The organism is Synechococcus sp. RC10B2 (assembly GCF_047502635.1).
Map to the genome: position 1 here is coordinate 59,201 of NZ_JANSHO010000006.1, position 12,789 is coordinate 71,989.

General features: G+C 61.2%; 11 protein-coding genes. 2 read left to right on the plus strand and 9 right to left on the minus strand.

Going from position 1 to position 12,789, the window contains the following annotated elements:
• Nucleotides 1-41 precede the first annotated feature (41 nt).
• From NW855_RS00815 to NW855_RS00825, 3 genes are all read right to left on the minus strand, one after another.
• The gene (locus tag NW855_RS00815; protein WP_414508257.1) at nt 42-1,565 is read right to left on the minus strand and encodes a YcjF family protein; all 1,524 of its coding nucleotides are present in this window, start codon (nt 1,563-1,565) and stop codon (nt 42-44) included.
• 272 nt (nt 1,566-1,837) lie between these two features.
• Complete coding sequence (locus tag NW855_RS00820) at nt 1,838-2,014, minus strand: hypothetical protein (protein ID WP_011430963.1); 177 nt, start codon at nt 2,012-2,014, stop codon at nt 1,838-1,840.
• Between the two features lie 57 nt (nt 2,015-2,071).
• A complete protein-coding gene (locus NW855_RS00825) occupies nt 2,072-2,623 on the minus strand; it encodes a fasciclin domain-containing protein (protein ID WP_414402398.1) in 552 nt (183 codons plus the stop codon).
• A gap of 157 nt (nt 2,624-2,780) precedes the next feature.
• On the opposite strand from NW855_RS00825, the gene NW855_RS00830 reads away from it, so the two are divergent.
• Nucleotides 2,781-4,544, plus strand: a complete 1,764-nt coding sequence (locus NW855_RS00830) for a phospholipase D-like domain-containing protein (RefSeq protein ID WP_414346710.1) — start codon at nt 2,781-2,783, stop codon at nt 4,542-4,544.
• A 9-nt stretch (nt 4,545-4,553) separates the two neighbouring features.
• On the opposite strand, the gene NW855_RS00835 is transcribed toward NW855_RS00830, so the two are convergent.
• On the minus strand, nt 4,554-5,537 hold the full coding sequence (locus tag NW855_RS00835) for an acetyl-CoA carboxylase carboxyltransferase subunit alpha (protein WP_414508258.1): 984 nt from the start codon (nt 5,535-5,537) through the stop codon (nt 4,554-4,556).
• Between the two features lie 136 nt (nt 5,538-5,673).
• Here NW855_RS00835 and NW855_RS00840 point away from each other — a divergent pair, with 136 nt between their 5' ends.
• On the plus strand, nt 5,674-6,225 hold the full coding sequence (locus NW855_RS00840) for a hypothetical protein (protein WP_414402786.1): 552 nt from the start codon (nt 5,674-5,676) through the stop codon (nt 6,223-6,225).
• On the opposite strand, the gene NW855_RS00845 is transcribed toward NW855_RS00840, so the two are convergent.
• The 5 genes from NW855_RS00845 to NW855_RS00865 form a co-directional block, all read right to left on the minus strand.
• Nucleotides 6,201-6,683: a hypothetical protein gene (locus NW855_RS00845; RefSeq protein WP_414329976.1), complete on the minus strand. Its 483-nt coding sequence runs from the start codon at nt 6,681-6,683 to the stop codon at nt 6,201-6,203. The two genes, NW855_RS00840 and NW855_RS00845, sit on opposite strands and share 25 nt — an antisense overlap.
• A 3-nt stretch (nt 6,684-6,686) precedes the next feature.
• Nucleotides 6,687-9,458, minus strand: a complete 2,772-nt coding sequence (locus tag NW855_RS00850; RefSeq protein WP_011434294.1) for a hybrid sensor histidine kinase/response regulator — start codon at nt 9,456-9,458, stop codon at nt 6,687-6,689.
• A 1-nt stretch (nt 9,459) separates the two neighbouring features.
• Entirely contained in the window at nt 9,460-11,697 is a 2,238-nt protein-coding gene (locus tag NW855_RS00855; RefSeq protein ID WP_414402785.1) for a methyl-accepting chemotaxis protein, read from the minus strand.
• 48 nt (nt 11,698-11,745) lie between these two features.
• Nucleotides 11,746-12,195 (minus strand): chemotaxis protein CheW, encoded by a 450-nt coding sequence (locus NW855_RS00860; RefSeq protein WP_240527341.1) that lies wholly within the window; start codon nt 12,193-12,195, stop codon nt 11,746-11,748.
• A 206-nt stretch (nt 12,196-12,401) separates the two neighbouring features.
• On the minus strand, nt 12,402-12,776 hold the full coding sequence (locus NW855_RS00865; RefSeq protein ID WP_011434291.1) for a response regulator: 375 nt from the start codon (nt 12,774-12,776) through the stop codon (nt 12,402-12,404).
• Nucleotides 12,777-12,789 lie beyond the last annotated feature (13 nt).

The window sequence follows — 12,789 nt, forward strand, 5'->3', positions numbered from 1 at the left end:
TTTGCTTTTGAAATGGCCCTAGCTGAGCTTGGGCTGTTCGGCTAGCTGCTGGAGTGGGCTTGGCGAGCCAATTGCTTGAGAAAGGCCAGCGGATAACGGCTGTGAAGCTGCTGCTTGAGCCGCTCTTGCAGGAGCTCCTCTTGCCAGGGATCCCCCGATTGCAGCCACTCCAGGTAGCTCAGCCCCGCCACCCGCGTCAGATAGGCTCCGCTGGCCGCCTGCAGCGGGATCCCCATGAGCATCCAGGGACTGGCTTTGAGGGCAGAGCCCAGGGCCTGGGTGGCCAGCTCCAGTCCCCCAAGCTGCACGATCATTTGCGCCAGGCTGTGGGCCATTTGTTGAGCCTGCTGCAGGGTGATGGGGCGATCGAACACCTGATGCAGCTCCCCGATCATGCGCGCCTGGATGACCACCCCCGCCAGCATATCCAAAGCCGGAAGGGGGGTCACGGCCAGGGCAGCAGCGGTGGCCCACTGCATCCGCTCCACGATCTGGCGACCCTGGTGGTAGCGCTCTTCCCGCAGGGCCTGTTGGACGGCCTCGCTCAAGGTTTGGGTTTGCAACAGGGCGTTGGCCAGGCGCAGATGGGATCCCTTTTGCTGCAGCAGGCGGGCCATCTGCTGGACCAGGGCGCCTGTATCGGGGGGCTGCGGCTCCCAGGTTTCTTGTCTGGAGCCATCGGGGAAGCAGTAGCGAACCTTCAAGGGCTCCGGGTCGGCGGCAATGGCCACCACCTGCTCAGGGGGAATGACGCCGGCGGTGCGCTGGCGCAGGTGGGCCAAGATGATCTCCACCTCCTCCGGCAACATCTGATCCGTCTTGTTAAGGGCCAGGATGGTGGATTTCCCCAGCCGGGCCAGCTCGAGCAGCTCGGCATATTCTGAGGCCAGCAGATCCCCGGCCACCACCAAAATCAACAGATCCGCCTTCTGGGCCAGGGCGCGGGCCTCCGCCTCGCCGGCGCCGCCGATGGTCAGCAGGCCAGGGGTATCGGTGAGGGAGATGGGGCCACTCCAGCCCTCCAGTTGATAGGTGTGAATGGATCCCTGCTGGGTGGTGCCCAGGGTGGGAGCGGTTTCCCCCACAGGCTGCCCCAGCAGAGCGTTGATGAGAGAGGTTTTGCCGGCAGAAGCGGTGCCGAACACCACCAGGTGCAATTCTTCCTGGGCCAGCCGTCGATCGATCTCCCGCGCCTTGGCCTGCAAGGCGCGACGGCTAATGTCGTCCTGCAGCTTCTGGATAAGGCGATCGACATCCTGCAGATCTGCTTGCACCTGATCCCGCGTCAACTTAACCCGCCGCCGCGGCTTGGCCGCTGGGGTGGGATCCTGTTGCGGTCGGCGAACCTGTTGCCACCAATGGCGTGCCACCAGCCCTGCCGCCACTGTTCCGCCCAGGATGCCGGCCACCGCCAGATCCGCCAGCGGCACCGAATAGGGAGCCACAAAGCTGTAGATGCCCTCAACCCATTGCAGGTATTGGCTGAGAGCCGCCAAGCCCAGCCCCGTCAACAACCACAGCCAAGTGGAGCGCGACAACACCATGCCAACCCACAGCTTGCCCAAATGCCCAATCGGGAACAGATCCTGATCCCCAGGCAAACCCTGAAGATCTATCTAGTCTAGAGATCTGCAAAGGCGAGAGAAGCGTTCGCGAATTTAGGACGGCTGAACCCTCTCCGCTGGCAACCCCGGCGCAAGCGGGCTCCGCAGCCGCTTCTCTAGCATAGGGCTAGCTGCAGCTGGGCATACAGTTTTTGCAAGAAGCTTTGTTTAGGAACAGCTACCCACCGGCAAAACCAGAAGCTGAAGACAGAAAACGCCAATCGAGATCGCCCTCAGCCCAAGTGGCCAAAAAGGCCAGGGATCCCTGGCAAAACCGCCGGCGGCTCCAGCGGCGCTGGCAAAAACTCGCCCCCCCGGTAGTCCAATAGCTGCACCAACAACAAATAGCCCACCCCCAGGGCAATGGCCAAAGCTCCCGTCATAATGGCTACCCACTTGGGCCGTTCCACGCTGGGCCTCCCAATCACTGCCGGACTTGATCTTCTTTCTTAATAATGCCTGAAGCCTTAGCGAGGTGGGATCAAGACGGTGTCGATGACGTGGATGATGCCGTTGGCAGCTTGAATATCCGCGGTGATCACGTTGGCGTTGTTGATGCGAATCCGTCCGCCCTCAAGAAGGGTGACAGTGACAGGGGATCCCTGCAAAGTCGTCACCTGCTGGCCGGATCTGAGGGCGCTGGAGGGGGCCAAGCCGGGAACCACGTGGTAGGTGAGAATGCGCACCAGCTCTGCCCGGTTCTCAGGCCGCAGCAAGGCTTCCACCGTGCCAGGGAGCAAAGCGGCAAAGGCAGCATTGGTGGGAGCAAAGACCGTGAAGGGGCCTTCTTGCTGCAAAGCCCCCACCAAGCCCGCTGCCTGCAGGGCCGTCACCAAGGTACTGAAGTTAGGGTTAGCAGCGGCAACGGCGACGATATTGGGCAGCGGCGTAGGGCTGGGAGAGAGAGTCGGAGTGGGCGTCGGCAGGGCAATGGCTGTATCGTTGCTGGAACTGTCACAACCGACCAAGGCCAAGCAGGTGGCCGCCGTCAGTCCAAGGGTGAGGGCTTTGCGATTCATAACAAAAGTTAATAACTCAAAACATTCGTCTCCATCTTAGGGTCAAAAGCCGTTCTCGCACGGGTGGCCCTAGAGCAGAGCAGGGGTCACTTTTGCGTAGAAGTGGCTACGGTAAAGTTCGGTATTCTGGGTGTGGTTGCTGGAGGGGAGAAAGGGGATGAACGGGATCGGGATCCCATCTTGGCGGCGGCAACTGCGTCGTTGGCTGCCCTGGGCTGCCCTGCTGCTGCTCCTGGTGGCCATTGGCTACTGGGTGGGCCCCCGACCTCGGCCTTATCCCCAAGAGCCAGAGCTGCCCACCCTGGCCCCTCTGCCGCAGCACCCCCGCATCCGGGTGGCGTTCAACCAAAGCCGCGAGAGCACCTATCGGGATCCCTATCGCCAGGTCTATCGCTACGGCTACAACCTGGAGGAGCTGATCCTCTCCCAGATCCGCTCCGCCCAGCAGTCGCTGGATGTGGCGGTGCAAGAGTTGAACCTGCCCCTGATTGCCCAGGCCCTGGCCGAGCGGCGCCAGGCCGGGATCCCGGTGCGGGTGATTACCGAAAATACCTATGTGCGGGCCTGGCACCAGCTCACCCCTGCCGAAGTGCGGGCGTTGGACGAGCGCAGCCGCCGCAAGTACGAGGAGTACCGCAACTTGGTGGATGTGAACCGGGATGGGCGCCTCTCCCCAGAAGAGATCGCCACGCGGGATGTCTATGCCCTGCTCGATGGGGGGCAGGTGCCCTGGCTGGACGACACCGCCGACGGCTCCAAGGGCAGCGGCCTGATGCACCACAAGTTTGTGATTATCGACGGGCAGCGGGTGCTGACCGGATCGGCCAATTTTACCCTCTCCGATATCCACGGGGATTTCGATGCCCCCGGCAGTGTGGGCAACGCCAACCACCTGCTGCTGCTGGATAGCCCCGAGCTGGCTCGCCTCTACACCGAGGAGTTCAACCTCATGTGGGGAGATGGGCCGGGAGGGTTGCCCGACAGCCGCTTCGGGGTGCAAAAGCTCAAGCGTCCCCTGGAGACGGTTTACCTTGGCGATGCCATCGTGGGGGTACATTTTTCTCCCAGCAGCCGCTCCCTGCCCTACGAGGCCACTTCCAACGGCATCATCGCGGCCACCCTGGCCCAAGCGCAGCAGCAGGTGGATCTGGCCCTGTTCGTCTTTACGGACTCAGGCATTGCCAACCAGCTCAGGCAACTGCGCCAGGAGCGCAACGTGCTGATCCGCGGCGTGTTCGATCCCGGCTTTGCCTTTCGCGACTACAGCCGCACCCTGGAGATGTGGGGGCTGCTGCTCCCGGACGAAAACTGCCGGGTGGACGCGGCCCGCCTGCCTTGGACAGTGCCCGCTTCATCCGTGGGCGTGCCCAACCTCGCCCCGGGAGACAAGCTGCACCACAAGTTCGCCATCGTCGATCCCGGCACTCCTCAGGCCACGGTGATCACCGGATCCCACAACTGGTCAATGGCGGCCAACCACATCAACGACGAAAACCTTTTGATCATCCGTAATGAGCGGGTGGTGGATCACTTTGTGCGCGAGTTCGAGCGGCTCATTGCCGAGGCCCGCTTTGGCCCCAGCCGCCGCCTGCAGCAACAGGCGGAAGAGAGAGCCCGCCTCTGCCCCAGCCCTGTCCCCGTCGCCCTCTCCTCATCTGAAGCAGAGCCGGAGCTGCTGGAAGTCGAGGTGATCTCCGTTCCTGACAGGGGATCCCCTTCCCAGCCGGCTACCCCGCAAGCTTCCCGCGTGAACTTAAACACCGCCACCGCAGCAGAGCTGCAGCAGTTGCCCGGCATTGGCCCGGCCCTGGCGCAGCGCATCATCGAGGCCCGTCCCTTTTCCTCCTTGGAAGATCTACAGCGGGTCAAGGGCATCGGGCCGGCCCGGATTGAGCAACTGCGGGATCGGGTCACCTGGTAGGGATCCGGTCTAGCTCTCTTGAGCCAGCTCCAGAAAGGCCCCCATGCGGCGAAACTTCTGGTAGCGCTCCTCCCGCAGCTCCCGCCCGCTCAGAGCAGATAGCTCCTTGAGATGCCGCAGGAGAGCTTCTTTCAGCGTCTGGGCAGCTTCCAGGGGGGCGCGGTGGGCGCCGCCAACCGGCTCCGGCAAGATCTCGTCAATGACCTCTAGCTGCAGCAGGTCTTGGGCGGTAATGCGCAGGGCTGCCGCTGCTTGCGGCGCTTTCTTGGCATCTTTCCAAAGGATGGCCGCACAGCCTTCCGGCGAGATCACCGAATAGACGGCGTGCTCAAACATCAAGATGCGATCCCCAATGCCAATGGCCAAAGCCCCCCCGGATCCCCCTTCGCCGATGACGGTGCAGATGATGGGGATCTCCAGCCGAAACAGGGTCTGCAGGTTGGTGGCGATCGCTTCCCCCTGGCCCTCGGCTTCTGCCTTAACCCCTGGGTAGGCCCCCGGCGTGTCGATAAAGGTCAATAGGGGCAGGCCGAAGCGGTGGGCATGTTCCATCAGCCGCAGGGCTTTGCGGTAGCCGGCGGGGTTGGGCATGCCGAAGTTGCGGTGGATGTTGTCTTTGGTGTCGCGGCCTTTTTGGTGGCCGAGGATCATCACCGGCTGATCCCCCAGTTTGGCCAGGCCGCCGACGATGGCCGGATCGTCTTGGCCGTGGCGATCCCCGTGCAGCTCAAACCAGTCGTCACAGATGGTCTGTACGTAATCCAGGGTGGTGGGGCGGCGGGGATGGCGGGCCACCTGCAGCCGTTCTACGGGGGTGAGCTGGCTGAAGATCTCGCGGCGCAGCTCTTCGGCTTTGGCCTCTAGTTGGCGAATCTGCTCAGAGGCGTCGATGTCGTTTTCTTCGGCCAAGGCCCGAATTTCTTGAATTCGTTGCTCCAGGGCGGCAACAGGCTGCTCAAACTCCAGCAGCAGGCGATCGGTGGACTTGGTCATGACCGGTTGGCTAAACTTCGGGGGCGTGCTGTGCCTGGCAAAGGCTGCACAGATTTGGGGATGGGACTTTGATCTTCTCACATGTGGATCCCGTAGGCTAGAGGGAGCAATCCCCCTACTGCCCAAGAGGGATCCCTTGTCTGCCTCTCTCCATTCCCCCTCTTCACCCCTTCCCCCCTGGCTGCGCTGGGGGGTGGTGGGATCCGTCGTCTTGGCTATCGGGGTGGGAGCCTTTTGGCAATACGGGCGGCCTGAGCGACAAATCCGCGTCCACACGGAGAGATTGCTGCGGGCGGTGGAGCAGCGCAACTGGGATCAGGTGGAGATGTTGGTATCTGAGGCCTATAGCGATGGTTGGGGCCTGAACAAGCAGCGGGCGCTGGCCTACAGCCGCGAGATCTTCGGGCAATTTTTTCGCTTGCGCCTCCAACCCCAAGCGCTGCAGGTGCAGCTCGACCTAGGGGATCCCAGTCGCCAAGGACGGGCCACCCTCTGGTTTGTTATCGAGGGCTCCGGCGGCCCCTTGGCCAACCTGACGCGGGATCAGGTGAACGCCTTGGAGCAACCCTTCCAATTGAATTGGCAGCGACGGGGTGGGGAGCCCTTTCGCTGGGAGCTAACCCGCGTGGAGAATCCAGAGCTGCAACTGCCCCCTCTCCCTTCTCAAGAACAGGCAGGCCAGAGATGAGGGTCGAACACCAACAGGGGGAGCTGGCCTTCGGCTGGCGGGATCCACTGCACAATACCCCGTTGGCGGGCCTGAGCTGCATAGCGGCTGGGGAGAGGCTGCAACTGGGAAGAGGGCAGACGGCGCAGGAGGGGCTGAGTGGGAATGGGCAGAGCCCCTGTTTCTGGGTTGTCGATCTGGTCGGACAATCCGTCCTCAGAACTGCCTGGCTGCAACAGAATAACCCCTTCCGGTTGAAAAGGGATCCCTCGGCCCAGCAACAAACGACCGGTATCCAAAAGCTGGGGGCCGCCCTCCTGAGCAAGCTGAAACTCTGCCCAGCTAAAAACTCGCCGCGCCCGATCAACAGGGAGGCCGAAGCAGTAGGAGCCCAGTTGGAAAGTAATCAAGGTCTGCCGGTTTCTCAGTTGTTCTTGCCGAGCCAGACGACGCAGGCGCAGAGGGGAAAGCAGGGGCATGGACTACCTCGCCATCAAAACGCCGGTGGAAGGTGCCGAAGAGGCTGGTTGCAGCAGTTGCCGCAGCTTTTGGATCAGCTCCTGTTCCTGGAAGGGCTTGGAGAGGTAGGCGCTGGCTCCCAGCCGCTGGGCCAGTTGGCGGTGTTTCTCGCCACTGCGGGAGGTGAGCATGACCACGGGAAGCTGGTCATACAGGGGGTGGGCACGAATCTGGGCCAGCAAGCCAAAGCCATCCAGCCGCGGCATTTCAATGTCGGTAATCACCGCTCGGATGGGAATTCCTCTCTGCAAGTGCTCGAGGGCCTCTTGTCCGTCGCGAGCCTGTTCAACCCGGAACCCTGCTCTTTCTAGGGTCATGGCCAAGAAGCGGCGCACGTTGACCGAATCTTCCACCACCAGCAGGGTGGGCTGGGCGGCAAACCTGGGCTGGGGAAGGGGATCCCTTGCCGACTGACAGGGCTGATCCCGCTGGGCGAGCAGCCAGCTCAAGAGGGCAGGCGGATCCACGAAAAGAGCGATTCGCCCATCGGCCAAAACCGTACAGCCGGAGAATCCCGACGGCAGAGGCAGACCTCCCTCCACCGGGCGCAGAGTTACCTCTTGCTCCCGCCAAAAGCGATCCACCAACAGGCCATAGGGCCGGTTGTCTTCTACCACCAGCAGCACCACAGGTCGGTCGAGAAGGGGGGTCTCGTCAATTTCCCGGCGAGGCTGCCAGCGCGCGAAGCGAAACCAGTGGCCCACAGGAATTAAAGGGATCTGCTCCCCTTCCCAGAGAAAGGAATCGGCAGGCAACTGCGGGGGGATAAGCAATTCTTCCACTGCGTTGGCCGGAAAAGCCAACATCAACCCCTGGCATTCTGTCAGCAGCACGCGGGTGACGCTCAAAGAAACGGGCAGAGTGAGGGTAAACAGCGTGCCCCGTCCCGGCCAAGATTCCACCTGCACCTGGCCGCCAATTCGTTGCAGGTTGGTGCGTACCACGTCTAGACCCACTCCCCGTCCAGATAGCTCGCTGACTCGCTCGGCGGTGCTGAAGCCCGGCTGGAAGATCAACTCCAGCAGCTCCTGGGAGCTGGCCTCAGCCAGGTCGGCAGCGGAAAACCCTATCTGCAAGGCGCGGGCCCGGATTTTATCCAGACAGATCCCTGCCCCATCGTCTCGCACCGTGATCAGAGTGCGGTTGCCCCGTTGGCTGGCGGCAATTTCGATGAGGCCCTTGGCCGGCTTGCCCTGGGCCAGGCGGGTGTCTGGAGCCTCGATGCCGTGGTCAAAGGCGTTGCGCACCAAGTGCAACAAGGGATCCGCCAAGGCCTCCAAAATCGAGCGCTCGATTAGGGTGGATCCCCCCAAGACCCGCAGCTCCACGGGCTTGCCATGGGCTAAGCTCAGCTCCCGCAGCGCTCTGGGGAAGCGATCCGTCAAATCCGATAGAGGCTGCATGCGCACCTGGTCGAGACGGGTTTGCATTTGCCTGGAGAGGCGGCTGAGCTGGCGGGCGCTGCCTTCGGTCTCCTGCAGGGTGGTGTCGATATCGTGGGTTACCTCATCAATTTGCACAACGGTTTCCATCACCTCTTGGGTCAGCAGGTGCATCTCTCCATAGCGATCCATCTCCAAGAGGTCAAAGGTATCGGCCAAGGTCAGGCCGGGATCCCCTTCTTTTTTCAAGAGCACGGAAGCAGGCACGGTGGCAGCGACGCGGTCGTAGCTGCTGCGCAGGCGGCTGTTGGTTTCTTCTAGAGTGCGAACCCGCCGTTTGAACAAGCTGACCAGCTCCCGCAGCCGTTGCAGGCGACTGTTTAAGCGGTTGCGCTCCCCTATGAGCTCTCCCAACAGCTCCCCCAACTGTTCCAGAGGGCGAGCCGGCACCCGTAGCATCTCGGCAGCGCTTTTGGCCCCGGCTGGAATCGAATCCGGCAGCTCGGTGGCTCCTGCCATTGCAGGGGGAGGGGCTTCTGGCGGGGGGGAAACTGGAGGCTCTGCCGGATCCCAGGAGCTGGGGAGAAGAGCGACCTGACCGACCAGCACCAGGGCCTGCGAGCGTCGCCAAGCTTGTAAAGCCGCCTGAGCAACGGGCAACACCTGCTCCTTGGCATTTGGCGGCAGCGTCTCCAGAGCTTGGACTACTGAGCCGCACAGGGTGGCAAAGGCAGGCAGATCCAACATTTCCCCCAGCGCCCCCAGCTCTTGGGCAGCAATGAGAAACTCCTCCCGCAAACAGGGCTGCTCGGGGTGGGCCAGCACACCTTCCAACCGCTGCAGACAGGCCTCCACCTCGGTTGCAAACAGCAGCACCCGCATATCGCCCCCGGCCTCTGCTGCCAGGACTTGGACGTTGTCCTCAGGCTGCAACTCTCCCAACTGCTCTCGCAATTGATCGAAAAGAGGCTGCACCCGCTCTGCCAGCCAAGATTCGTCCAAAAGCCGCTGCTGGCGGTGCTGCTGGGCTATTTGGCGCATGCAATCCAACGCCGCCAAGAGGTTGCGCTCCACTGCGGGGTCGGCTTTTTGGGGATCCACCTGCAAGATCTTGAAACCATCTTCCAGGCGATGGGCCAAGTCGCTAAGCACCGGAAAGCCCATCATGGCCGCCCCGCCCTTGATGGAATGAGCAGCCCGCAGCAAGCGATCCAAACGGGGGCGATCCAAACTCTGGGATCCCAGGCCCAACACCCCTGCCTCCAGGGTGTCGAGGTAAGCCTGGGCTTCGTCCAAAAACTGCAGCCTAACCTGCCACTCGCGTGGGTCGAGGGAAGTGGGATTCGGCCCCATGCTAAACCGCCTCCCCCACCTTGAAGGTGGACACAGAAGTCTGCAACTGACGGGCAACCGCCACCGTAGCCTGGAGAGAGTTGGCCACCTGCTGCGAGGCTGCCGCCGTCTGGGCGGCAATGTTGGCGATTTGCTGCATCAACTGGCGCACCGTTTGAGATGCATCTGCCTGGGCATCGGTGGAGCGGGCAATGGCCTGAAAGAGCTGGTTCACCTGCCGCGAGACTTCCACAATTTGTCCCAGGCTCTGCTTGGCTGCTTCCACCAAGCGGGTTCCCTCCACCACCTGGCCGGTGCTGGTTTCCATCGCCTGTACCACCTCGCCGGTTTCCCGTTGGATCCCTTCCACAATGCGCTCGATCTCGCGGGTGGCTTCTGCCGACTGGGCCGCCAGTGCCCCGACTTCCTCGGCGACCACCGCAAAACCTCGCCCTTCTTCGCCGGCACGGGCTGCCTCGATACTGGCGTTCACCGCCAAGAGGTTGGTTTTCAGCGCAATCTGGTTGATCAAGGACACCACCTTGGAAATCTGCTGGGAAGATTCCCCCAGCCGCTTCACCTTCTTGGCCGTTTCGGCCACCGTTTCCCGCAGTTGCAGGATGTTTTGCACTGTGCGATCCATAGTCAAGCTGCTGTTGATGGCCGTGGCGGCGGCAGATTCGGCAACGGTGGCGGCCTGTTGGGCTTTATCGGCTACCTCCTCGATTGAGAGCGTCATTTGCTCGACAGAGCGCAAGGTCTCTTCGATTTGGGTGGCCTGTCGGAGAGCGGCTTCGGCCAACTCGCGAATGGCTGCCTCGTCACGACCAATGGATTGGTTGACTTGACCGGCGGCCTGCTGCACTTGAATCACGATGTCGCGCAAGCTCTCGATAATGACGTTGAAAAAGTCCGCCATGATGCCAACTTGTCCGGCTGTTAGCTGCGCCCGCACCGTGAGATCCCCCCGCGAGGCTTCTGTGACCTCGCTGATAAGCTGCAGCAGCTCTCTTTGCAGCGCTTCCGACCGCTCCCGTTCCTGGGCGGCCACGGCTTTTTGCTCCAGCGCCCCCAGGTTACCCAAAGCTTGACCCAGGCGGTTGGCCAGCTCTGCCAAGGTTTTCTGTTCTTCGTCAGACCAGCTCTGGCTTTGGGCGCGGCCTATTGCCAAAAAACCGTAAAGCTCATCGCCACGCACCACCGGCGCTATCATCTCGGCTTTCAGTTGGGCTGTGGCCAGCCTCTGCAGGTAGTCGGCGCCCAGATCTGGCCTAGGCACCGGGCCAAAAGCGTAAACTTGCCCGCCGTGGAGAGCCTGCTGGATCGGAGCCGGGATCCTGCGGAGGAGGGTGCCCAAGGTGTCGGGCAGGCGGCTGTCGTGAGATTCAGCGATAACCTGCGCCTCTTCGGGAGCGGTCAAGCGATAGAAGGCCACTCGTTCGGCACCGAAGCGCTGGCGCATCTCGCCCAACAAGTCAGTTAGGGGATCGATCAGCTCTTGCTCTTGGCGAATCCGGGCAATATCGGCAAACCGCTGGGCCAGTCGGGTGTCGGAAACTTGTCGCTCGTAGGTGGCGTTGCGTTCCCGCACAAAGTTGCGCACCAGGATCAAAATGATCCCCCAGCTCAGCAGCAGAATCGGGAAGCTGATGCCGGAAAAGATCAAAGCCTGCAGCAGATTTTGCTCGTAAAGCTGGACGCTGGCCTGAATGTTGCTGCGAATGGCCTCCAGGGTTTGGTTGATCCCTTCGGCGTAGATGCGCTTTTGCTCTTCGTACTCAGGGCTGTGCAGCAAGTTGAAAGCCCGTTCCTGCTCGCCGGCCCGAATCAGATCAAAAGCCTGCACTTCCCACTCCACCAGCTTGATGTTGGCTGCTGTGGTTTTGGCTGCATAGGCTTCGTAAGAGGCGGGATCCAATTGCTGAATCTCCGCCAGCACCTCATCCAACTGAGGGACATGGATGTTGTAGCGCTCTTCCCAGGACAGATCCCCGCTGGCAGCGGCCATGCGGGCAGACATGGTCAAGACTTCATCCAAATAGATCACCTGATCGCTCAGGTTTTGCAGGGTGAACTGCCGCGAGATCGCCGGCTCGAACTCGAAATAGGTGCGGGCTACGCTGCCGGCAGAGACGGCAAACAGCAGGGAGCTGATGCCCAGAGGAAAACTGATTGCCAGGGCCAGGCGGGATCCCGCGACTTTGCGTTGGGGCCGGGAAGATGGAGCAGGCCTGAGAAAGAGGGGACGGAAGGAAACCATAGAATTTTGCCTTTAAGTGAGGGTAAGTCGGGGAAAAGGTCGCCAAGATCAAGGGTTTGCCGAGGAATCAACTGAGTTGAGCTTTTGGACAATGGCAAGAGGGTCGAGCACCCAGAGAGGCTCATCCCCTTCCAACACCAGCCCTTTGCAAGAGTCGTAGAAGTTCTCCAGTCGAAAGTTGTTTTGTGCTGCCTGGGCTTTTGTTAAGGGTTGGATCTCCTCGGCGGGCACTCGAGCTACTCCTTTCACGTGTTGGGTTGCCAGGCCCAAGCCTGTTCGCACTGGCGATGCAGAGCCCCCAAATTCTGGGCGCATCACCACCAAGTGGTGTTCGGGCTGCCCAAAGTCCAAGGGCTCTAGGCCGAGAAATTGCGGCAGATCCAGTCCCCAGAGAATGCGATTGCGATAGTTGAACAAGCCCAGCACCCATGCGGGCTGGTTGGGGAGAAGGGTAAAGTGGTGCGGGCCAACAATTAGAGCTTCCTGGGCAAATGCCATGGGCAAAAGGGCCCGACAGTCTACCCCCAACTGTAGATGTAAGTACAGCTCGCCGGTACGGGTAGAAGTAGGGCTGTGTGGGGAGAAAGCTACCGCCATTGCCGTTCTCGCTCTGCCAATTCTAAGACATCTCCTAAGAACAATTCGTGATAATCACAGGGATCCTAACTGGAGGCGCAGCTCAGCAAGGACAGGAGTGGCAAAAATCATGAGCTCGGGCTGAGCACTACTGATTTCACGGCCCGCAAAATGTCTTCGCGGGTAAAAGGCTTGGTCAGATAAAGATCGATCCCTTGCTTCATGCCCCAGAGTTTGTCCAGCTCTTGATTTTTAGAAGTACAGGCCACAACGGGCAACTTTTGGGTTTCCGGGTTTTTCTTGATTTGGCGGCACAATTCCAGCCCGCTCATGCCTTCCATGACCAAGTCCGTCAGCACCACATCGGGTTTGTCGTTGCGGATCTGCTGCAATGCCTCTTGGGCGTTGGCCACCGCTACCACCTGATAGCCTTCTGAGCGGAGGTAATCGCTGATGAGCTGTCGCTCCGAGGCCACATCTTCCACCACAAGAACTTTCACCATGATCGACATCTCC

Excerpts from the sequence above, each read along its gene's own strand:
- NW855_RS00845 (WP_414329976.1), bottom strand. The coding sequence starts at position 6,683 with ATGCCCCTGCTTTCCCCTCTGCGCCTGCGTCGTCTGGCTCGGCAAGAA.
- NW855_RS00860 (WP_240527341.1), bottom strand. The coding sequence starts at position 12,195 with ATGGCATTTGCCCAGGAAGCTCTAATTGTTGGCCCGCACCACTTTACC.
- NW855_RS00825 (WP_414402398.1), bottom strand. The coding sequence starts at position 2,623 with ATGAATCGCAAAGCCCTCACCCTTGGACTGACGGCGGCCACCTGCTTG.
- NW855_RS00835 (WP_414508258.1), bottom strand. The coding sequence starts at position 5,537 with ATGACCAAGTCCACCGATCGCCTGCTGCTGGAGTTTGAGCAGCCTGTT.
- NW855_RS00850 (WP_011434294.1), bottom strand. The coding sequence starts at position 9,458 with ATGGGGCCGAATCCCACTTCCCTCGACCCACGCGAGTGGCAGGTTAGG.
- NW855_RS00855 (WP_414402785.1), bottom strand. The coding sequence starts at position 11,697 with ATGGTTTCCTTCCGTCCCCTCTTTCTCAGGCCTGCTCCATCTTCCCGG.
- NW855_RS00865 (WP_011434291.1), bottom strand. The coding sequence starts at position 12,776 with ATGGTGAAAGTTCTTGTGGTGGAAGATGTGGCCTCGGAGCGACAGCTC.
- NW855_RS00830 (WP_414346710.1), top strand. The coding sequence starts at position 2,781 with ATGAACGGGATCGGGATCCCATCTTGGCGGCGGCAACTGCGTCGTTGG.